This is a genomic window from Zunongwangia sp. HRR-M8, assembly GCF_027594405.1.
Classification (GTDB): domain Bacteria; phylum Bacteroidota; class Bacteroidia; order Flavobacteriales; family Flavobacteriaceae; genus Zunongwangia.
This window is the reverse complement of record NZ_CP115161.1, coordinates 3,694,985-3,717,788: the sequence shown is the minus strand read 5'-3', so window position 1 is coordinate 3,717,788 and position 22,804 is coordinate 3,694,985. Positions and strand designations below refer to the sequence as shown.

At 35.4% G+C, this 22,804-nt stretch carries 20 protein-coding genes; 8 read left to right on the top strand and 12 right to left on the bottom strand.

Annotated features, from left to right (window positions below; translation table 11 throughout):
• Positions 1–16: 16 nt before the first annotated feature.
• The 6 genes from PBT89_RS16190 to PBT89_RS16165 form a co-directional block, all read right to left on the bottom strand.
• Positions 17–595, bottom strand: a complete 579-nt coding sequence (locus PBT89_RS16190; RefSeq protein WP_270062738.1) for a DUF4468 domain-containing protein — start codon at positions 593–595, stop codon at positions 17–19.
• Between the two features lie 105 nt (positions 596–700).
• Entirely contained in the window at positions 701–1,594 is an 894-nt protein-coding gene (locus PBT89_RS16185) for an alpha/beta hydrolase family protein (RefSeq protein WP_270062737.1), read from the bottom strand.
• 5 nt (positions 1,595–1,599) lie between these two features.
• A complete protein-coding gene (locus tag PBT89_RS16180) occupies positions 1,600–4,341 on the bottom strand; it encodes a PD-(D/E)XK nuclease family protein (RefSeq protein ID WP_270062736.1) in 2,742 nt (913 codons plus the stop codon).
• A gap of 74 nt (positions 4,342–4,415) precedes the next feature.
• Positions 4,416–5,810 carry an OmpA family protein gene (locus PBT89_RS16175; RefSeq protein ID WP_270062735.1) on the bottom strand — a complete coding sequence of 465 codons (1,395 nt, stop codon included), beginning with the start codon at positions 5,808–5,810 and terminating at the stop codon, positions 4,416–4,418.
• Between the two features lie 177 nt (positions 5,811–5,987).
• Entirely contained in the window at positions 5,988–7,184 is a 1,197-nt protein-coding gene (gene kbl / locus PBT89_RS16170; protein WP_270062734.1) for a glycine C-acetyltransferase, read from the bottom strand.
• Between the two features lie 35 nt (positions 7,185–7,219).
• Positions 7,220–10,342 (bottom strand): UvrD-helicase domain-containing protein, encoded by a 3,123-nt coding sequence (locus PBT89_RS16165; protein WP_270062733.1) that lies wholly within the window; start codon positions 10,340–10,342, stop codon positions 7,220–7,222.
• Positions 10,343–10,506: 164 nt separating this feature from the next.
• Here PBT89_RS16165 and PBT89_RS16160 point away from each other — a divergent pair, with 164 nt between their 5' ends.
• Entirely contained in the window at positions 10,507–11,115 is a 609-nt protein-coding gene (locus PBT89_RS16160) for a superoxide dismutase (RefSeq protein ID WP_270059887.1), read from the top strand.
• Positions 11,116–11,391: 276 nt separating this feature from the next.
• On the opposite strand, the gene PBT89_RS16155 is transcribed toward PBT89_RS16160, so the two are convergent.
• From PBT89_RS16155 to purN, 4 genes are all read right to left on the bottom strand, one after another.
• Positions 11,392–13,290, bottom strand: a complete 1,899-nt coding sequence (locus PBT89_RS16155) for an amidophosphoribosyltransferase (RefSeq protein ID WP_270062732.1) — start codon at positions 13,288–13,290, stop codon at positions 11,392–11,394.
• Between the two features lie 81 nt (positions 13,291–13,371).
• Positions 13,372–14,289 (bottom strand): PfkB family carbohydrate kinase, encoded by a 918-nt coding sequence (locus PBT89_RS16150; protein WP_270059889.1) that lies wholly within the window; start codon positions 14,287–14,289, stop codon positions 13,372–13,374.
• Between the two features lie 83 nt (positions 14,290–14,372).
• A complete protein-coding gene (rnhA, locus tag PBT89_RS16145; RefSeq protein ID WP_270062731.1) occupies positions 14,373–14,834 on the bottom strand; it encodes a ribonuclease HI in 462 nt (153 codons plus the stop codon).
• Positions 14,835–14,837: 3 nt separating this feature from the next.
• Positions 14,838–15,437: a phosphoribosylglycinamide formyltransferase gene (gene purN, locus PBT89_RS16140; protein ID WP_270062730.1), complete on the bottom strand. Its 600-nt coding sequence runs from the start codon at positions 15,435–15,437 to the stop codon at positions 14,838–14,840.
• A 147-nt stretch (positions 15,438–15,584) separates the two neighbouring features.
• Between purN and PBT89_RS16135 the strand changes: the two genes are divergently transcribed.
• The 5 genes from PBT89_RS16135 (at position 15,585) to pyk (ending at position 19,868) form a co-directional block, all read left to right on the top strand.
• Positions 15,585–15,821 carry an acyl carrier protein gene (locus PBT89_RS16135; RefSeq protein WP_013069791.1) on the top strand — a complete coding sequence of 79 codons (237 nt, stop codon included), beginning with the start codon at positions 15,585–15,587 and terminating at the stop codon, positions 15,819–15,821.
• A gap of 16 nt (positions 15,822–15,837) precedes the next feature.
• The gene (gene fabF / locus PBT89_RS16130) at positions 15,838–17,091 is read left to right on the top strand and encodes a beta-ketoacyl-ACP synthase II (RefSeq protein ID WP_270059892.1); all 1,254 of its coding nucleotides are present in this window, start codon (positions 15,838–15,840) and stop codon (positions 17,089–17,091) included.
• A gap of 7 nt (positions 17,092–17,098) precedes the next feature.
• A complete protein-coding gene (gene rnc, locus PBT89_RS16125) occupies positions 17,099–17,833 on the top strand; it encodes a ribonuclease III (RefSeq protein WP_270062729.1) in 735 nt (244 codons plus the stop codon).
• Between the two features lie 116 nt (positions 17,834–17,949).
• Positions 17,950–18,438, top strand: a complete 489-nt coding sequence (locus tag PBT89_RS16120) for an IPExxxVDY family protein (RefSeq protein ID WP_270062728.1) — start codon at positions 17,950–17,952, stop codon at positions 18,436–18,438.
• Entirely contained in the window at positions 18,438–19,868 is a 1,431-nt protein-coding gene (gene pyk, locus PBT89_RS16115; RefSeq protein ID WP_270062727.1) for a pyruvate kinase, read from the top strand. Before PBT89_RS16120 ends, pyk begins: the two co-directional genes overlap by 1 nt.
• 172 nt (positions 19,869–20,040) lie before the next feature.
• Here pyk and dinB read toward each other — a convergent pair whose 3' ends face one another.
• The gene (gene dinB / locus PBT89_RS16110; protein WP_270062726.1) at positions 20,041–21,126 is read right to left on the bottom strand and encodes a DNA polymerase IV; all 1,086 of its coding nucleotides are present in this window, start codon (positions 21,124–21,126) and stop codon (positions 20,041–20,043) included.
• Between the two features lie 94 nt (positions 21,127–21,220).
• On the opposite strand from dinB, the gene PBT89_RS16105 reads away from it, so the two are divergent.
• Entirely contained in the window at positions 21,221–21,895 is a 675-nt protein-coding gene (locus PBT89_RS16105) for an NAD-dependent epimerase/dehydratase family protein (RefSeq protein ID WP_270062725.1), read from the top strand.
• A complete protein-coding gene (locus PBT89_RS16100) occupies positions 21,882–22,349 on the top strand; it encodes a CYTH domain-containing protein (RefSeq protein WP_270062724.1) in 468 nt (155 codons plus the stop codon). The genes PBT89_RS16105 and PBT89_RS16100 overlap by 14 nt, the downstream gene beginning before the upstream one ends.
• 124 nt (positions 22,350–22,473) lie before the next feature.
• On the opposite strand, the gene trxA is transcribed toward PBT89_RS16100, so the two are convergent.
• Complete coding sequence (gene trxA / locus PBT89_RS16095; RefSeq protein ID WP_270062723.1) at positions 22,474–22,770, bottom strand: thioredoxin; 297 nt, start codon at positions 22,768–22,770, stop codon at positions 22,474–22,476.
• Positions 22,771–22,804 lie beyond the last annotated feature (34 nt).

Below are 22,804 nucleotides of genomic sequence, written 5' to 3'. Positions count from 1 at the left end.
GCAACTGCGGGGTTTTTTATTTTATGGTCTTTTTCATTCTTTCTACTACTCCAGAAATATATGTTTTTACAGAAGCGAGCATGTTTTCATGATTTTGTAATCCACGTTCATAAATGCTTTTAATTTTCTTTTCATCATCTAGAATGGCCTGATTTTTAGCTTTAGCATTTCCACTTAGTCGATTTACTGTTTCCTGCATTTCTTTTTTAAAAGATCCAAAATCTGGAAAATCAATATTAACTGGTGTTTGGGTTGGACCAATATCAATATGACTTAACTGAACAGTACACTCTTCATCCTTGAAACTGCTTAAAATTCCGAAGTAAATATCCATTTTGGTGGTAATATCGCCTTGTTTGACGTTCACTTTAGAAGTAATATCTGCAATCATTTCATCTTCTGTATTTTTAGAAGCTTTTATGTTGGATTGCTTAAATTCAGCTAAAAGCCATTCGTGTAGCTTTTCTTTGATTTGTTCTTGAGATTTCCCCTGGGTAGTTATCGTTTCTTCGTAATAAAGGTTTCCTTCTTCATTAAACTGAGCATTGGCCGCTGTGCTTAGGCAAATTAGTAGGGCTATAACAAATCGTTTCATTATTGTAATTTTTTTCAAAGATAGTTTCAAAAGGAAAAGAAAAAAAGAAACCTCCTGCAATCATAAAGAAAGAGGAGGTTTATTGTGATTTTCTATAAAAATGCGTTAATCATCAGAGTCACCATATTCATCAACCAGCGCTTGAACTTCTGCCTCTAAAAATGGAAAAGTTCTGTCTAAAAGATATTGAAGTTTCTCTGGTAGTTCATCTTTTTCCCAGGGATGTGTAGCTTCAAAAACATGATTAGCGTTTTCTACAAGTAATAGCTTAGAGATTGGGCTCCACTCGAATAATTCTCCTGAAGAAGAAATGGAAACCGTAGTGTCATTACTTCCATGAGCAATCATATGCGGAACATCTAGCTTTTGCGTTGCGTTCTTAACGTTTAGGCGTTCTTTATTTTCTTTATAATTCTTGTAGAATTGGTAGTGGTGTGGCAATTGTTGTTTTGTTCTAGAGTTAACAATATATTGTACACCTTTCTTTTCCCATTTTTCCAATTCTTCTCCTTTTGGAAATTTTGCGCCCAAATCTGTTGGTGCTGCAAAAGTTACCAGTCTCGTGATACGTTTTTCGTTTGCAGCCTTAATGATGGCAATAGCACCACCTCTAGAATGCCCAATAAGATTAATATGGCTAACATCTATCTGAACGGCCTGAGGAAAATCTGGCAACAGGATCCAATCGATTACAGATTGCAGATCGTCTAATTCTATCATGTAGTTGTTGTCTCCAAAAGCCTCTATATTCAAAAATTCGGTTGGATTTTCTGGAGTTGTGCCATTGTGTGAAAAATTAAATTTCACGAAAAAATAACCTTTTTCTGCAAAGGTTTCTGCCATTTTATCCCAGGCACCCCAATCTTTAAATCCTTTATAACCGTGGCAAAAAATCACTACGGGTTTTGGTTTTTGGTCGTCTTGATAAAACACATCACAAAGTATCGGTTTGTCGTGTTTTCCTTCAATCTGGATATTTTTCTTTTTCGTAACTTCCATAAATTCTAAATTTCTTTTTCGGTGAAAGGAATCGCCGGATTGCAAATTTCAGTAATTAATTTTTTTAATTGGTCTTGATACGCTGTGAAAGTGTCTTCGCTTATAGAGAAATCTTTAGAACCTCCTCTAGGCTTCTCTCGCTTGGCAAATTTTAGCAGACCGCCTTTCAGGTTTTTAAAAGAAATAATCCCACCTTCTAAAGGAAGCGAAATATTTTCTTCGTTTTTCATCATGGTAGCATAGGCAAGTACCTGAAAACTCTTGCTGTACTTATCGTAATCTGTAGTGATGTTTTCCCAATCTACAATTTCTATTTTACTTTGATCGACCTTTCCAGTTTTATAGTCAATAATTCTGGTGATACCGTTACAATTTTCTACGCGATCCACTTTTCCTTTAATATAAACCGGAAAATTAAGTTCAGGAACAGCGATTTTGGTTTTTAGATTTTTTTCAATTTTAACGATTTTTATCTCTTCTCCGTTTTTTAAACGATTGCTTTCGAGATCAAAGAAGTTTGATAAATAGCGCTTTGCAATTTCAAAAATCAAGTAATTTTTTCCCTTTAAAATAGGCGATTTTGTGTAAGTTTTCTGGAACTGAGTGGCTACTTCTTTCCCAATTCGTTTTCTAAAATCAAGAATATGAGCTTCAGTTAAAACTTGTCCTTCCAAAGGTTGGTAGAATTCCTCTAAACTGTCATGAATTACGGTACCTAAGGTGTTGTAGGCAACGGTTTCTTCAACCTCTTCTTCCTCTTTAACCCCAAGCACATATTGATAATAAAAATCAAGCGGATTACGTATATAACTAGTTAAAGCTGAAGGCGAAAATCCATAATTAGCGAGACTTTTTAATTTCTCGATCATGGCGGGAGTTTTTTCGATTACCTTCAGTTCGTTATTCACTTTTGGAACTTTTGGCGAAACCGTATTAATCTTCAGCTCATGTTTTGGTTGTTTTTCGATTTCCAGCTGCGTTAAGAATCTACTTTTTTCTCCGGAATTTAATCCGCCACTTTCGGTATTATAGAGCAAGGTGACTTTTTTAGCTCGCTGCAAAAGTCGGTAAAAGTGATAGGTGTACACTGCATCTTTCTCGCGATATGTAGGCAGATTATAAGATTTTTTAAGATCGTAAGGAATAAAAGAATTATTCGATTTTCCTGAAGGTAAAGTCCCTTCATTAACCGAAGTGATAATTACGTTTTCAAAATCGAGTGCACGAGACTCTAGCATTCCCATAAGCTGCAACCCTTTAAAAGGTCGTCCTTGGAAATCCAAACTTTGCGTGCTCATTATTTCATTATAAAAATTGCGTAAGGCCGTTAAACTATTTATATGCGGATACGTATTATTTAAGGTCTGAAGCTGATTAAAAAGTTTATGAAAATGATATAAAAACTCTAATTGTAGTTTACTTGTTTGCTCCTCTTTTAGAATGTTTTTAATGCTGAAAACAATATTTTGAAAATTTTCGATAGCAATTTTGGCTGAATTTTTCCAGTCATTAAAACACCATCCGATAAACTCTTTAAGATCCTCGGGAAAATTGTCCTGAATATCTTCCAATTTCAAATAGACCGTATTTTCTTTATTTATCTTTTGAATAAATTTAGAAGCATAGGGTTTTAATATTTGATGCAAAGAAGGATGATTTAAAATCGCGATCACATTTCGATAATAATAGCTGGAACCCGATTTTGTATGAAGATCGAATAAAGAATTGAATAGCGAAGTTACGGGAGCATTTTTAAGCGGAAATCCCATGGTGATATTCAAATCTTTTACATTGGGCGGTAAACTATTTAAAATAGGCAACAACAAACTTTCATCACCCAGAACAATGGCGGTTTTCTCTAATTCAGCTTCGCTTTTATCGGCTAGTAATTCAGCTAAATATTTCGCTTGTCCTACATTTTTGGGAATCCCGGTGATTGATATATCTTTTTCTTTGTTGTATTCTTCGATGCCAGGATTTAGCGGGTTGTCTTGATAAAATGGCCAATCTTTTAAATATTCACGGATAAACAGAGAAGCTTCGTGATGATAATCTTTCAGGAAAACATTATCAATATCCCAATAAACTGTAGCCAGTTGTTTTTCTAATAATTCTTGAAAAATAATCTGCTCTGCAGAGTTAAGCGCATTAAATCCTAAGAATACATAATTGTGATTAGCATTTTCTGAAGTGTATTCTGGTATTTTAGTTGCTGCGGCTCGATAAATTAAGCCTTGATAGCCTTGCTCTTTGGCGACTAGATTTTCTTTTAAAACTTGATAATATTGAGGTAACTGCGCCCAAAACTTCAGGTAGTTCTCAATTAGTTCAGTTCGGTTTTGTTTAGACCAGTGATTAATATCCTGAATATCGGCCAGGTAATCAAAAAACTTTTCAGCATCAATCAAATAGCGATCGATCTCATTAAAATCATGAATCAGGCTTTGTGCCCAGGCGAGAAAGGTTTCAAAATTTTCCAATTCTTCCTTAGAAGTAAGTTTTTGATATACCTCATAAAACTCAAATAATGTAGTGGTATTATCTATAGATTTTAAACCGGAAACTTCTTCAGCAAACTCTTCAATGCTATAAATTTTTGGTGCGAAAATACTTTCCGAAGAAAGCAAACTTAACTCGTTTAGAAGAAAAGCACCAGCTCTTTTACTGGGTAGCACAAAGATAATATCTGAAATTGGAGTTTCTTCTTTTAGAAGCTTTTCTAAGACCTGACGGATAAATGATTTCATACTATAAAAATAAAAAACGCGCTGAGGTTTCAGCGCGTTTTTGTAAAATTTATAAAGTGACTAACACTGTTAGATTACTTCATTTCTTTGTCTTCATCTAGAGAAATAACTACTCTTCTGTTTTCCTGTCTTCCGGCAGCAGTATTATTAGTAGCAATTGGTCTTGATTCACCGTAACCTTCAGAAGTTAATCTGTTTGCAGGGATACCAGCTCCAATTAAATATTCTCTTACAGAAGCAGCTCTTTCCTTAGAAAGTTTTAGGTTGTAATCGTCGTTACCTACGCTATCTGTGTGACCTTCAATATGGAATACAGTATTGTCGTATTCTTTCATGATATCTGCGATAGAGTTTAAAGCTTCTTCAGATTCACTTCTAACTGTTGCTTTATTGAAATCGAATAAAACAGTATTTGAGTATTCGTTAAGTTCTTTTACAACTTCAGCAGTTGGTTCTGGACAACCATTGTTTGCAACAGTACCAGCAACATCTGGACATTCGTCGTCTTTATCTGGAACACCATCACCATCAGAATCTGGACATCCGTTAAATTCGATTAGACCTGGAGTTTCTGGACATTCGTCATCTTTATCTGGAACGCCGTCACCATCAGAATCTGGACATCCGTTAAATTCAACCATCCCTGGAGTTTCTGGACATTCGTCATCTTTATCTGGAACGCCATCACCATCAGTATCAGGACATCCGTTAAATTCAGCTAGACCTGGAGTGTTTGGACATTCATCATCTTTGTCTGGGATACCATCACCGTCAGAATCTGGACATCCGTTAAATTCAGGAAGACCTGGAGTTTCTGGACATTCGTCGTCTTTATCATAGATTCCGTCACCATCAGTATCAGTTCCACCAAACATAAATTTGATACCTGCACTGTGTTGGAAATGTTGTCCCATTTCAGGCTCAAAAGAGTGCTTATATTTAGATTCTACAAATAATGCAAGATTATCGGTAAACCAGAAGTTAATCCCTAAGCTACCGTTTAAAGTAGGAGCATCAAGATTTTCCATATCTTCACCATCTTGATCACCAATCCAGGTGTAACCACCACCAACACCAACTACAGGATCAAACCATCCGTCGTTAAGCATTGCTCTTAGAGAGTAATTAATAGACCCATCTACAGAGTAGTAAGATAAATCGTCTACAGAACGATCACCAAATTTATCAATTTGGTTAATTGTACCGTCAATTTCTGCAACTAATCCAGCACCAATATATCTACCAACGGTAAGTTGGGATACAGATGGAAGAATGTTCCAGTGATCACCAGTATTAAAGTATTCGTCGAACATACCGTTACTAAGTGGAGCTCCATTACCAGTAGGGTAAAAATCCACAGCGTTAGTACCAATGCTTACCGCCCAAGGGTTGTTTTCATCCTGCGCCGTTGCAGAACTAATCCCAAGAACGACCATCGATAGCACGATTAATTTGGAAAGATGTTTCATATCAATAGTTTAGTTTTAAGTGTTATAAATGCAAAATTAGGTGGTGGGTGTTCACCACCAAAGTTTGCTGTAATAAAGTTTTCTTAATAATACTATCGATTTGGTGGCATATTTCGAATCAAACCCCTGTTTTTTATAGGTTCTTTAAGAATCTATTTGGTAAATCACAAAACTTAGTTAATCTATAACACCTAGCTCTCTACCAATTTTGGTGAAAGCGGTGATGGCTTTATCCAAGTGTTCTTTTTGATGTGCTGCCGATAATTGTATTCTAATTCTTGCTTTTTCCTTTGGAACAACCGGATAAAAGAAACCAATCACATAAATACCTTCTTCCAAAAGTTTATCTGCCATTTCCTGAGATAACTTTGCATCATAAAGCATTACCGGTACGATTGCCGCATCTCCATCTATAATATCGAAACCTGCATCTTTAATCCCTTGTTTAAAGTATTTCGTATTTTCTTTAAGTTTAGTTCTTAAGCTATCATCCTTTTCTAGCATTTCAAAAACCTTTAATGAAGCACCAACGATAGATGGCGCTAAGGAATTTGAGAATAAGTATGGACGCGAGCGTTGTCTTAAGATCTCGATAATCTCTTTTTTAGCGGTGGTATAACCTCCCATTGCTCCACCAAGAGCTTTACCTAACGTGCCGGTAATAATATCTACGCGCCCAAGGACTCCTTTTTCTTCTAAAGTTCCGATACCTTTTTCTCCAATAAATCCGGTCGCGTGGCACTCGTCGATCATTACCAAGGCATCATATTTATCTGCTAGATCGCAAATGTCATCTAATGGCGCTACAAGCCCGTCCATAGAAAATACACCATCGGTTACGATAAGTTTGAAACGCGCGCCATTTTCGTCTGCTGCTTTAAGTTGCGCTTCAAGATCTGCCATATCCCCATTTTGGTAGCGATAACGCGCTGCTTTACAAAGACGAACGCCATCGATAATCGAAGCGTGATTCAGCGAATCTGAGATGATCGCATCTTCTTTGGTTAAAAGTGGTTCAAAAATTCCGCCGTTAGCATCAAAACAGGCAGCGTATAAAATGGTATCCTCAGTTCCGTAGAAATCTGCGATTTTTTGCTCTAATTCTTTATGTATATCCTGAGTTCCGCAAATAAAACGAACACTAGACATTCCAAATCCATGAGAATCCATCGTGTCTTTAGCGGCCTGGATAACTTCTGGATGCGAAGAAAGGCCTAAGTAATTATTGGCGCAAAAGTTTATCACTTCCTGCCCCGTATTTATTTTTATAACAGCGTCTTGCGGAGTCGTAATGATACGCTCTCTTTTAAACAATCCATTGTCTTTAATATCTTCTATTTCGTTTTGAAGGTGTTCTTTAATAGATCCGTACATAGTTAATTCGTTTTTTTGCAAAATTAGTATCTCTGCTACACAAACCTAAGAGAAATCGCTTTGTTTGTATAAACTAGTATTTTCTTGTCGATTTGATATCCCATTTTTATAAGAGTATCCCCGTAGCTGGTAATTTGTTGTTCGTGCTTTGCATCAAAAGCACCGGTTTTATAATCGATGATAGTTACGATGTTATTTTTAAAATTTAATCGATCTGGTCGTAAGCGCTGTCCGATTTCAGTAAGAATATCTCTTTCGTTATAATTTATTGACTCTTCAGAAAAATATTCTTTAAGATCTGGATGGGTTACAATGCGCTTCAGTAAATCATTAATTTTTTCAGAAACCTTTTCAGTAATAATTCCATTAGCGATCGCATTATTAATAACCGGTTCTACATCTTTTTCCGTATTAATATCGGTTAGAAGATCATGGATTATTTCTCCTTTTTCTATAGCTTCTTGTTGCTTGGTGTCCCACAAACTTCCGGAACGCGTTACAATATTTACCGCATGGTTTTGTGTTGCTGAAGAATAAAAATGCTGTAAAGTAATTCCTGAATTTTTCTTTTCTTCGGAAGTTGGAGCTTCAATCTCACCAAACTCATAATTAGTTTGCTCGTCGTCCCAAACGCCATTTCGTTTTAAATAGCCAATAAGTAATCCTGAAGTTTTCGAAGGATTTTCATTGCCGCTTCTATCCAAATCCAATTTCGATAAAATGTAAAGCTGTTTTACCGGCCTGGTACAGGCAACGTATAAAACATTTAAGGTGTCCAATTCATTCTGAAAAAGTAGCTGTGTAAATAAAGCTTCCGGTATTTCACCCCAATTTTCCATTTTTGAAGACGCATTTATATAGCTTGCCGGGATATCGCCCAAACTTCCATCGTGCGGAACCCAAAGCGAATCTTTACGCGTGTCTTTAAAATCTGAATTCGCAAAAGGATAGATCACAATAGGAAATTCCAGTCCTTTTGCTTTATGAATGGTCATGATTGTGACCGCATTCTCCTGCTGCGGCGCTATGATACTTAGCTTTTCATGTTCCTGATCCCAAATTTCTAAGAACCCCTGAATACCTTCAGTATCTTTTTGGGTGGTTTCATACACAAAATCAAGAAAAAACTGAATGTAGGCATTCGAATCTTTAACCAATCCAAAACTTCTTATTATAAATTCGCAACTTTCGTAAACCGAATATTCATTTAAGAAATCCAGGTTAAAATCTAAATTATATTGCTGCAACCAGTTAAAAAAGTCGTTTCCGTTTTCTTTTATTTTTTCTGAAATTACAGAATGTGGATCTTCAAGCTGCAATAAATACTCCTGTATATAACCGAAAATCGATAATTTGAGTTCATTATTTTCCGGTGTGATCGAGAATTTTAAAAGATCACATATAAAATGAACTTCTGGAGAGCGCGAAATCAGTAAAGTTTCTGAAGAAACCACATCGATCTCTTTTTCATTTAAAGCTGAAGCAATTGCAACACCTTCTTTTTTTCTTCGGGTAAGGATACAAATATCAGATCGTTTAAAACCTTTAGCATCAAGATTATTAATAATATCGATCACTTTTTCAGGATAAACTTCCTGTTCTTCCTCACTGTTTTCAGCTTCAATAAAACCGATATTCACGTAACCTAATCCCGATTTTTTTGGATTCTGGGCGCTTTGTTTAAATAATTTGCTGTATTCGGGATGCCCAAGAAAATCGGCTGCATAACCAAAAAACTTATTGTTGAAATTTACAATTTCAGCCGAGCTTCGATAATTATCGGGTAAATTATACACCTGTTTTTCAATCTGAAAGGGATTCCCCTCATTACTCAGATCAATAAACTGTTCGGCTTTACCGCCACGCCAGCGATAGATCGATTGTTTGGCATCGCCCACCAGCATTAAACTTGAAGTTTCCTCTGGCAACGATTCCATTGAAAGCTTGTTATCGATAAGCGGAATCAAATTTTCCCACTGCATTTGCGAGGTATCCTGAAACTCATCGATAAAATAATTTTGATAGCGCTCGCCCAAACGCTCGTAGATAAACGGCGCCGGCTGGTCTTTAACCTGGGCGCTAATCATTGGATTAAATTCTGAAATTAGTAGAATTTGGCGCTCTTCTTTTATTTCTTGAATTTCTCGATTTAAGGCGTTTAATAATGAAAGTTGGGTAAGGCGTTTTCCGATTTCAGTATAAAATTCTAAAGAAAAATACAGATTTTTGCTTTGTAAAAACAGATCTGAAATTTGCGGTTGAATCGCATCTCCAAGCGACATTTTCCCTTTTTTTAAAGGTAAAATACCTTCGTTTTCTAGTTTTTCTACCCATTTTGCGCTAAAATTAGGAATTCCGTTTTCCTTAAGTTTTAGAAAGTGTTTTGGTAGATATTGCCCACTAAAATCTGTAGGATCGATTCCGTGATCTTCGATTAGCTGAAAAAATTGATCTACTTTTTGCTCAATTTCAACTTGATTTGTTTTAAGCTGTTGTTTTAATTTTTTTCTGAAAGCTTCAAAATCTTCCAGCGTTTTAGGCTGAAGTTTTTCTAAATAAAACTGATTATTTTCGTTTACCAGTAATTTTGCAATATCAAGTAAATCACGACCAATATCCCAGCTTTTATCCTCATCGGCTTTGCTTAGGGAAAAATCTACCAAAACTTTAGTGAGCTTTTCGTCATTTCCGGTACGATTTATTAAGCGATCTACAGCTTCGTTTAATATTTTTTCGGTATCCAGTTCAACTTCAAAATTTACAGGTAATCCCAGATCTTTTGCAAAAGTGCGTAGCACACGATGGGTAAACCCATCGATCGTAGAAACTTCAAAAGCAGCATAATTGTGAATGATATTCTTTAAAATTCCAACCGATTTTTGCTGAATTACTTCCGTAGAATTATTGGTTTCCTGCGCGACTGCTTCCAAAAGGGCTTGAGAGTTGGCGGGAACCGGGTTTTTTGTAAATGCATAAAGACTTTCTACAATCCTGGTTTTCATCTCTGCAACCGCTTTATTGGTAAAGGTGATTGCGAGGATGTTTTTGTAAGTGTCGGTTTTTTCAGATTTGAAGAGTAGACTTAAATAAGATTTAACCAGAGTAAAGGTTTTTCCCGATCCTGCAGAAGCATTGTATATTGTAAAATTATTGGCCAATTTTTATTTAATAAAGAATGAATTAGTGATTAAAGGTAAGGTAAAATTGATTTTATAAATGCCTAAGCTTTTAAGTATATTATAACACTTAAATATTTTCATTACACATGTTAATACTTAAATTTGAGTAGAATTTAATACTAATCACTAAAAAAAATAAAACTATGGCATTTGCGTTACCAGAGCTTAAATATGCATTCGATGCGTTAGAGCCACATATAGATGCAAAAACAATGGAAATTCACCATGATAAACATCATAGTGGATATACCACAAAACTAAATAAAGCAATTGACGGAACTGATCTTGATGGAAAAACTATCGAGAACATTCTTAAAAATCTTGATTTATCTAACACAGCTGTTAGAAACAATGGTGGTGGTTATTATAATCATAACCTTTTTTGGGAAATCATGTCTCCAGATGGAGGAGGAAAGCCAGAGGGAGATCTAGCAACTGCTATTGATAGTGCATTCGGATCTTTTGAAGCTTTTAAAGAAGAATTTTCTAATGCTGCTGCAGGACAATTTGGTTCTGGATGGGCATGGTTATGTGTTCATGATGGTGGAAAGTTAGAAGTTTGCTCTACTCCAAATCAGGATAATCCACTAATGCCTGAAGTAGGATGCGGCGGAACACCAATATTAGGATTGGATGTTTGGGAACATGCATATTACCTAAACTATCAAAATAAACGTCCAGCTTATATAGATGCTTTCTTTGAAGTAATCGACTGGAAAGAAGTAGCAAGTCGCTACGCTAAAGGAAAATAATTAAGTAATTAATTGTTAAAGTTCGAAAGAGGCTGTTCGTAAGAATGGCCTTTTTTGTGTCTTATTCTGAATAAGAGACTCCAGTGTTCTTTCTATAATGAAGGATTTTCAAAAGGCAATAAAATAAAAAAGGTGGATTTACATCCACCTTTTTTGCCCCAAATCTACCATGAACTTAACCTACTTAAATTTTATGGCAGGTCTAATATAGATAATATGGGTATTGGTCTAAAATCTTTTAGATGAAAGACTTATATAATGGTTGAAATACACTATTTAGTATGCTCTGTCTTTATTTCCTTCAAAAAAGTTTATAAAAGCTCTGTTAACCACTCTATTACCTCCCGGTGTAGGATAGTCTCCTGTGAAATACCAATCACCCAGATTTTTAGGACATGCTTTATGTAAATTATCTACAGATTGGTAAATAACTTTTACATTAGCTTTTACTGTTGGCTCACTTAAAAGCTCAGATATTTTTTCTGAAATCTGCTCGTCGGTAAATGAATCGTAAATTTCTTTTACAAAGTTTTGTACCTCTTTGTCTTCTAAGTCAACTTGTTTTATACACTTATTATAAACTTCTTCAACAAGTTGGTAATTGTCGTTCTCTTTTAGTAATTCTAGTGCCGCTCTAAAGGCAACTAAATCCTCAAGGCGTGCCATATCAATCCCGTAGCAATCTGGGTATCGAATTTGCGGTGCAGAAGAAACAACTACAATTTGTTTAGGATTTAGGCGATCCATCATTTTTATGATACTTTTCTTTAATGTAGTACCACGCACAATGCTATCGTCGATAATCACTAAATTATCCTCTGGTTTTACAACGCCGTAGGTAACATCATATACGTGAGCTACAAGATCATCACGGCTGCTATCTTCAGTAATAAAGGTTCTTAGCTTTACATCTTTAATAGCAATTTTTTCGGTTCTTAGGCGATACTCAAGAATTTGCTGAAGTCGCTCGTCTGTTAAGGTTTCCTTTTCTTCTAAGATCGCTTCATTTTTCTGGCGATTCAATTCGTCCTGTGCAGCTTCAACCATTCCATAGAAAGAAGTTTCTGCGGTATTCGGTATAAAAGAGAAAACGGTATTAATGGTGTCGTAGTTAATAGCCTTAAGAACTTCAGGCATTAATAATCTACCAAGCATTTTACGTTCTTTATAGATTTCAGCATCACTACCTCTAGAGAAATAAATACGCTCAAAAGAACATGCTTTTCTTTCTAAAGGTTCTATGATTTTTTTGATAGAAACCTCTCCGTTTTTCTTGGTAATAATCGCATGGCCAGGATCAAGTTCTTTAATATCTTCAAAATTTAAATTGAAGACGGTTTGAATTACTGGTCGTTCTGAAGCGACTACTACAACTTCGTCATCTTTATAATAATAACAAGGTCTAATTCCCGATGGATCACGCAACACAAAAGAATCACCATGGCCCATTAAACCGGCAATAGCGTAACCGCCATCCCAATCTTTAGAAGATTTTTTAAGTATTTTGGCTACATTTAATTGTTCAGCAATATGAGGAGATGCTTCTTGCTTGGTAAATCCTTCTTTCTTTAATTTTTTATAAAGTTTGCGCACTTCTGAATCTAAAAAGTGGCCAATCTTTTCCATGATCGTAACGGTGTCTGCCTTTTCTTTTGGATGCTGCCCCAGTTTAATGAGGTTGTTGAATAACTGATTAACATTGGTCATGTTAAAGTTACCAGCCACAATAAGATTACGATGCATCCAATTGTTTTGTCTTAGAAAAGGATGTACACTTTCGATACTATTTTTTCCAAATGTGCCATATCGAACATGCCCTAAAAATAACTCGCCCAGATAAGGAATCTTTCTTTTCTGAAGCGCAACATCATCGGCATATTCAGGATGTTGTTGCATTTCATCATTAATACGCTGATTTATTTGCTCAAAAATATCCTGTATTGGCTGCGATTGGTTAGAGCGAACTCTGCTTATATAACGTTCCCCAGGCTGTACATTAAGTTTAATACTGGCAAAACCGGCACCATCCTGCCCACGATTATGCTGCTTTTCCATTAAAAGATACATCTTATTTACACCGTAAAAAGCAGTACCGTATTTTTCTTTATAATATTCTAGTGGTTTTAACAGCCTAACCTGTGCAATTCCACATTCGTGTTTAATCGCGTCACTCATAATTGTATTGTTGCTCTGTGTGGGGTTTGTTTATGCCTTAGTAACAAAAAAAGCCCTGAAATTACAGGGCGTATGTTTATTTTAATTTATTTTAAACTGTGTGAGTTTTTTAAATTCTTCTAATCGTTTATCGATTTCTTCGGGCGAAAGTTCTTTCATACGTTCGGTTCCAAATTTCTCTACGCAGAACGAAGCTAAATTAGAGCCATAAATAATTGCATTTTTAAGATTTTCAAAAGAAATATCTTCAGAATGTGCAAGATAACCTATAAAGCCACCCGCAAAGGTGTCTCCGGCTCCGGTAGGGTCAAAAACTTCTTCTAAAGGTAAGGCAGGGGCAAAAAACACATTTTCTTTATGGAAAAGTAAAGCGCCATGCTCTCCTTTTTTAATTACTACATATTTTGGGCCCATTTTTTCAATCACTCTTGCAGCTTTAATCAAAGAGAATTCACCAGAAAGTTGTCTGGCCTCTTCATCATTAATGGTGATAACATCAACTTTAGCGATTACTTGCTTAAGTTCTTCTAAAGCATTGTCCATCCAAAAGTTCATGGTGTCTAGAACTACTAATTTTGGGTTGGTAACTTGTTCTAAAACGCTAAGTTGTACTAAAGGATGTAGGTTTCCTAACATTATATATTCCGCATCCTTATAATTTTCAGGAACTACCGGATTAAAATCGGCCAGTACATTAAGCTGTGTATCTAAAGTGTCACGAGTATTTAAGTCGTTATGATATCTTCCACTCCAAAAGAAAGTCTTACCTTCTTTAATAACCTCAATCCCTTCAATATTGATATTTTTTGAAGAAAGAAGGTCTAGGTATTTTTCAGGAAAATCACCACCAACAACAGATACAATTGCACTGTCTACATTAAAGTTTGAAGCCGAAAGGCCAATGTAAGTCCCTGCACCGCCAAGAATTTTATCTGTTTTTCCAAAAGGAGTTTCGATAGCATCAAAGGCTACAGTTCCTACAATAACTAGTTTGCTCATAATTGCATTCAAAAATTATGCTGCAAATATACAGTTTGTTTTTCAAGCTGTAAACCAAAAGTTAATTTAGAAGGTTTACAAATTTAATTTTTAAAACCAATATCCTCTGGAAGGCTTTTTTGTTTGGATGCTGTAACTGCCAAAGCATCACATCTTTCGTTTTGTGGGTGGTTGTTGTGACCTTTAATCCAGGTGAATGAAACTTGATGCTTTCTATATTCTTTTAAGAATTCCTGCCACAAGTCTGCATTCTTACGATCTTTAAAATTTTTCTTCTCCCATCCAAACACCCATTTTTTTTCAACAGCATCTGCAACATACTTAGAATCGGTAAATACTCTGATATTTAAATTTGGTTTTTTAAGCTTCTGTAGTGCGTGGATAACAGCTAAAAGTTCCATTCTATTATTAGTAGTATGTCTGTATCCCTGTGCAAATTCTTTTTTGTAGGGCTTCCCTACCCATTCCATCACTATGCCATAACCGCCCGGTCCTGGATTGCCACGGGCTGCTCCATCAGTATAAATATGAACTTGTTCTTGCAACTTTTAAGATTCTTTAAGTAGAATTTTTTCGATTACTAACGGAAAATGATGATGCTCTAACTCATGAATTTTAGACGCAAGACTTTCTGGAGAATCATTTTCTTCAATAATTGTTTTAGCCTGAAAGATATGCTCACCCTTGTCGTAATCTTCATTTACAAAATGAATGGTAATGCCGCTTTCTTTCTCTTTATTGTTTAGGATAGCCTGATGAACGCGCATGCCGTACATTCCTTTTCCTCCGTAATTAGGTAGTAATGCAGGATGGATGTTAATTATACGATTTGGGAAATTTTCGATAATATTTGTAGGTACCATCCATAAAAATCCTGCTAATACGATAAGATCTGGATTTATATCTGTTAGTACATGAAGAACTTCATTAGAATGGTAAAGTGCATCTCGATCAAAATACAATGCTTTTATATCATGATTGTATGCACGCCGTAGTACTTTTGCATTTCTTTTGTTAGAAAAAACTGCTGCTACATTTATTTTTGAAGAATTTTCAAAATGGCGTATAATATTTTCGGTATTCGTTCCTGAACCCGAAGCAAATATCACTATTTTTTTTGTGTTGTTATTTTGTGGTTGGTCGCTCAAAATAAGGCTGTTAACAATTATTAGGATATAAAGTTAATCTCTTTCATCGAAAAATATGTAAATTCACCTCACATTTTTAAAGTAAAAATCGGTTTTAAAATAAAGTTTTTTATTTTTGCCACCTAATCAAAATTAAAATAAAATATTATGTCTGACATTGCATCAAGAGTAAAAGCGATTATCGTTGACAAATTGGGTGTTGATGAGAACGAGGTTGTTAATGAAGCAAGCTTCACAAACGACTTAGGTGCTGATTCATTAGATACTGTGGAATTAATCATGGAATTCGAAAAAGAATTCGATATTCAGATTCCAGACGATCAAGCTGAAAATATCGCGACAGTTGGTCAAGCAATTTCTTATATTGAAGACGCGAAAAAATAAAAATTAAAAGAACCATATGGAGTTAAAGCGAGTTGTAATAACGGGCTTGGGTGCCCTTACCCCAATCGGTAACAATATTAGCGAATATTGGGACGGCTTGGTTAATGGTAAAAGTGGTAGTGGCGCTATTACGCATTTCGACCCCGAAAAGTTCAAAACAAAATTCGCTTGTGAACTCAAAAATTTTAACCCGTTAGATCACTTCGATCGAAAAGAAGCGAGAAAACTGGATAAATTTACCCAATATGCCATGGTAGCTTCAGATGAAGCTATTGCAGACTCTGGTATAGATCTTAATACGGTAGATAAATATCGTGTTGGTGTTATCTGGGGTGCTGGAATTGGTGGATTGGAAACCTTCCAAAACGAAGTTTTAAATTTCGCGGCGGGAGATGGTACTCCAAGATTTAATCCCTTCTTTATTCCTAAGATGATTGCTGATATTGCCCCTGGTAATATCTCTATCAAACATGGGTTTATGGGCGCTAATTACACTACGGTGTCGGCTTGTGCCTCATCAGCCAATGCAATGATTGATGCATTGAATAACATAAGATTGGGATATAGTGATGTAATTGTTTCAGGAGGCTCAGAGGCTGCAGTAACAATTGCAGGTATGGGAGGTTTTAATGCCATGCATGCGCTTTCTACCAGAAATGAAAGTCCCGCGACAGCTTCAAGACCTTTTGATGCTACTCGTGATGGTTTTGTTCTAGGTGAAGGTGCCGGTGCGCTTATATTAGAAGAATATGAGCATGCAAAAGCAAGAGGCGCTAAAATTTATGCTGAAGTAATTGGCGGTGGTCTATCTTCAGACGCTTATCACATGACGGCACCACATCCAGAAGGAAATGGTGTTGTAAGAGTGATGGAGAACTGTTTGCATAATGCAGGTATAAAACCTGAAGACATCGATGCTATTAATACTCATGGTACATCAACACCTTTAGGTGATGTAGCCGAGTTGAAAGCTATTACTAAAGTTTTTGGAGATCACGCGAAGAATATAAATATTAATTCAACAAAATCGATGACAGGTCACCTTTTAGGTGCCGCTGGAGCGATAGAAGGAATAGCAAGTATACTGGCTATGCAGCATGGTATTGTGCCACCAACTATCAATCACGAGAATGTTGATGAAAATATAGATCCTTCGTTAAACCTAACTTTAAATAAACCTCAAAAACGAGATTTAAACATCGTGATGAGTAATACATTTGGTTTTGGTGGGCATAATGCCTGTGTAGCTTTTAAAAAATTAAACGAGTAGCGCTTTAATGAGTGTTATTCGAAACATACTAAATTCCCGTTCTTCTTCAAAGGGCGGGAATTTTTTTGATTCCCTCCATAAGTTACTTGGCTTTAGGCCAAAAAATCTTTCTTTCTATGAAAGAGCTTTTACACATCGTTCTTTAAACATTAAAGATAAAGAGGGTAACGCTATAAACTACGAGCGATTAGAATTCTTAGGCGATGCTATGCTTGGTTCTGTAATTGCCTCCCATCTTTTTAAAGAAGTTCCAGACGGAGATGAAGGTTACCTCACTAAAATGCGTTCTAAAATTGTAAGTAGGAAGCATTTAAATGAATTAGGAAAAGATATGAATTTAATTAAATTCGTTAAATCTAACATTCCTAATGATCAATTTGGGGTAAATATTCATGGTAATATTTTTGAAGCCTTGATAGGTGCTATATATCTTGACAGAGGGTATAAGTATTGTAATAAATTTATTTACTATCGGGTAATAGAACCTTACGTGGATATCGAGACTTTAGAAGGTCGCGTAATAAGCTACAAAAGCTTATTGATAGAATGGTGCCAAAAGAAAAAAAAGGAATTTAATTATCAAGTCTACGAGGATACCGGCAATGATGAGCTTAAACATTTTGCTGTAAAATTATGGATAGATAAAAAAGTAATAGCAAAGGCTAGAGCTACCTCTAAAAAGAAAGCGGAAGAAAAAGCTTCCAAGCGCGCTTATTATGCACTTCAAAATAAAATCAATTAATTTTTGTCAAATTCGTTGAAACTACAACGTTTTCGTTAAAATTTGTGAAAATTATTCAATTTTAACCTTTAATTTTGTCATCGATATTTTATCTTTATCGATAAAGTGAGATAAGCATGCATGCACATCGAATGATGCTTGAAGAGATTGAAGAAGAGGACTTTAAATTAATAGCGATTTATGCTAATTTAGAGCCTTATAAAATGGCTTTTTTGCTGAATCGATATTTAAATTTGAAATTGATGAGAAGTCGGTTTGATGTAGACTTCAATCATAAAGATGTTCAGGCAATGTATGCTTTATTTACATACAAAGACCTTAGCAGTTATAGAGATTATAGCCTGGTGAGTAATAAATTTAAAGGAGAATCCAGAAAAATTTTGAATGCCGGATCTCTGTTTTTAGAAGAAGAAGTAAGACCCTTAGAGGTTAATCTTATTCTTCAGTATAAGAAAGTTGATTTTTTTTTGAAGATAGAAGAAAATATAGAAGATCAACAGGTTCATCAACTGGTGAACCAGATAGGACGTATTCCGCAGGTACAGGCTGCCTATAAGATCCATGTGGATCAGTTAAAATCCAAACAAAATCTAATTTTTGAATAATGCCAACAAATAAGAAGACTAAAATAGTTGCTACTTTAGGGCCAGCAACTAGCTCAAAACAAACTTTAAACGATATGCTCCAAGCTGGAGTAAATGTGTTTAGAATTAATTTTTCACACGCCGATTACAGTGATGTAAAAGATCGTGTGCAAATGATTAGAGAGCTAAATGAAGAGAAAGGGTACAATGCTGCAATTCTTGCAGATTTACAAGGTCCGAAATTACGAGTTGGAAAAATGGAAGAAGGTGTCGTGGTGTCACCTGGAGACGAAATTGTTTTTGCTACCGGAGAGCGATTTGAAGGTTCTAAAGAACGTGTTTTCATGAATTATGCTGCCTTTCCTAGAGATGTGAACGAAGGGGAGCGAGTTCTTTTAGATGATGGTAAATTAATATTCGAAGTTGTAAACACGAATAAAGAAAACGAAGTTAAAGCAAAAGTAATTCAGGGTGGTCCCTTAAAATCTAATAAGGGCGTTAATCTTCCTAATACAAATATTTCTTTACCGGCGCTTACCGAGAAAGACGTGGAGGATGCAAAATTTGCATGTAGCTTAAAGGTAGACTGGATTGCACTTTCTTTCGTTAGACATGAGAAAGATATTATTGAACTTCAGGATTTAATAAAAGAGCATACGGAATATAAAATACCGATTATTGCTAAGATTGAAAAGCCAGAAGGTGTTGAGAATATAGAAAAAATTGCGGCTTATTGTGATGGGTTAATGGTAGCTCGAGGTGATTTAGGAGTTGAAATTCCTGCGCAAGAAGTTCCATTAATTCAGAAAAAATTAGTTCTTGTAGCTAAAAAAGCCCGTATACCGGTGATCATCGCAACCCAAATGATGGAAACCATGATTACCAGTTTAACACCAACTAGAGCAGAAGTTAATGATGTAGCAAATTCTGTTATGGATGGAGCTGATGCAGTTATGTTAAGTGGAGAAACCTCAGTAGGGCAATATCCAGTTCAGGTTATCGAAAAAATGGCTTCAATTTTAAGGAGTGTAGAGAATTCGCCGTTAATTAAAGTTCCGCATGAGCCGCCACATGTTCGCACAAAAAGATATATAACTAAATCTATTTGTTATCATGCAGCACATATGGCTAACGAAATTAAGGCTAAAGCAATTTGTACGCTAACTAATAGTGGTTATACGGCCTTCCAAATTTCAGCTTGGCGTCCAGAAAGCCATATTCTTGTATTTACTTCTAATAGAACTATCCTTAATCGTCTTAGTTTACTATGGGGAGTTCAGGCGTTTTATTACGACAAATACAGTACAACAGATGAAACTATAGATGACATCAACAGTATCGCAAAATCAGATGGTTTTGTAGAACAGGGAGATTTTACGATCAACCTGGCTGCTATGCCAATTACCTCTAAAGGAATGGTAAATACGCTTAGAGTTTCTGAAATAGAATAATCTTAGATTCAATTTTATATAAAAAAAGCTCCGATTTTTCGGAGCTTTTTTTATTGGTATCGCCAAAGGGGTTTATATCCCCAAGGCTTGCCTTTAAATGGTAAATTTGTTGCTAACAAATGGGTTGTTTGCTTGCAAATAGATAGTTTACTAGCTTTTTTGCTGATTCTATTTAAAAATCGAACTTCAACTGAACAATTATTTCTTTCTGTTCTTCTTCCTTTTTAGAGGGTTTATCTGTATTTAAATTAGAAAGTGAAATCCCCAAGAGCCGCACAGAATCTTTCATCTTTTCCTGGTACAAAAGCTCTTTAGCGAGCTCTAAAATGAGGTCTTTACTTGAAATAAAATAAGAGATTGTTTTACTACGTGTTTGTAAACTAAAATCACTGTATTTTATTTTAAGTGTCACAGTCTTTCCGGCAACTTTACTTTTTTTCAATCTCTTTTCAATCTCCTCAGCAATACTATTCAGCTTTTCCAGCATAAATATTTCTGAAGATATATTTTCGCTAAATGTGCGCTCTGCACCAAGTGATTTTCGCATTCTATTAGGTTTAACTTCGCTTAGATGAATACCACGTACAACATTATAATAATAGGAACCGTGTTTGCCAAAATGTTCTGCAAGATATTCCTCAGATTTCGATTTTAGATCTTTTCCGGTAAATATTCCAAGTCTGTACATCTTTTCAGCAGTCACTTTTCCAACACCATGAAACTTTCTTATTTCCAGTGCTTCTAAAAATGTCTCAACTTCTTCAGGATTTACAGTTTTTTGCCCATTAGGCTTATTAAAATCACTTGCTACTTTTGCAATAAACTTGTTAATTGAAATTCCTGCCGAAGCATTTAATCCCGTTTTTTCCTTGATTTTAGCCCGAATCTCTTTGGCAATCATGGTGGCGCTGGGATTTCCTTTTTTATTGCTTGTTACATCAAGATACGCTTCATCTAATGATAATGGTTCTACAAGATCTGTATATTCAAAAAAGATACTTCTAATTTGCTGCGAAAGCTCACGATAACGATCAAATCTGGTTTTAACGAAGATGAGCTCTGGGCAGTTTCTTTTAGCAATAACACTACTCATTGCACTTTTTACGCCATATTTTCTAGCCTCGTAACTAGCAGCACTCACAACACCACGTTGTGAACTCCCGCCAACGGCGATGGGTTTCCCTCTTAATTCGGGATTGTCCAGCTGTTCTACAGAAGCGTAAAACGCATCCATGTCGATATGAATAATCTTGCGCATTTTCACTATACTGCAAATTTAATGCTAAAACCATCCATCCTAAAAGCACAGTTGCTTTAATTGCTTATATTTAGTTGTATATTAATCTTAGAGTATGCAAAAGACAGCAATTGTATTGGGCGCTACTGGTTTAACAGGCGGAAATTTGGTAGAAGAACTTCTTAAGAATAACACGTATTCCAAGATAAAGTTATTTTCCAGAAGTAGTTTAGGAAGAAAAGATGCGAAGCTTGAAGAGCATCTGGTCGATCTATTTAAATTAGAAGATTATAAGGACAATTTTATAGCCGATCATGTCTTTTGCTGTATCGGTACCACTAAATCCAAAACGCCCGATAAAGAAACCTACAAAAAAATAGATCATGGGATTCCTGTCACTGCAGCAAAACTATCAGCCAAAAATAATGCAGAATGTTTTATCGTAATCTCTGCTATGGGAGCCGATGCGAATAGTAAAATCTTTTATAATCAAACAAAAGGTAAAATGGAGCAGGATGTCATGGTAAAAAATGTTCCCAATATTTATATTATCAGACCTGCATTAATTGTTGGTGATCGAACAGAAAAGCGTTTTTTTGAAAAACTTGCCACGCATGCTTTTAAAATTTTTAATTTTATGCTTGTAGGGAAATTAAAAAAATATCGATCTGTAAAATCGATTCATATTGCAAAAACGATGATCGAAGTTGCTAATTATGGATATCCAGATTCGATAATTAAATCGAATAAAATAAGCGAACTCGCAACAACATACGATGGTAGAAATTGAGCGTAAATTTTTAGTGAATTCTGAAGATTTTAAAAAAGCGGCATATAACAAAAGCCGAATACAACAAGGTTTTTTAAATACAAATCCCGAGCGTACAGTAAGAATTAGAATAAGAGATGAAGAAGCCTATATTACAGTAAAAGGGAAGAATAATGAAGCGGGATTAACTCGTTTTGAATGGGAAAAGCAAATCGATAAGAATGAAGCTGAAGAATTACTGAAACTTTGTGAACCCGGAATGATCGATAAAACTCGGTTTTTAGTAAAATCTGATGCTCATACTTTTGAAGTAGATGAATTTTACGGCGAAAATGAAGGTTTAATTGTTGCTGAAGTAGAACTTTTAAGTGAAAAAGAGATTTTTAAAAAACCAGATTGGTTGGGTGACGAAGTAACTGGGCAAGCCAAATATTACAATTCTCAACTAATTAAAAATCCTTATAAAAACTGGTAGTTTAGAATCAATATTAGGCGTTTTTATTCTTTTTTTCTGTAGAAAAATTCGAAAATATGAAGTCTAATTTTTCTAAAATAGGAGTTTTCTCTATTGAAGATTTAGGATTATAGATGCAATAAAATCAAGCTTTAGATTTAATAATATCAATAATCTCTTGTTTTTGTAAAACACCAGATTGTCTCCAAAGTTGCCCGCCATTTTTAAAAAGCATCATTGTGGGAACACCTTTCACCTGATATTTGGCGGCAAGTTGTTGATTTTTATCAACATCAATTTTGATGATTTTGATGTCTTCTCCCAATTCTGTTTTCACCTCTTTTAATATTGGGCCAAGCGTTTTGCAAGGACCACACCAATCTGCATAAAAGTCAATTAAAACAGGTTTTTCATCGGCGATGATGTCTCCAAAGGTGCTCATTAATTATTGGTTTTAGGTAAATTTAGCAAATTCA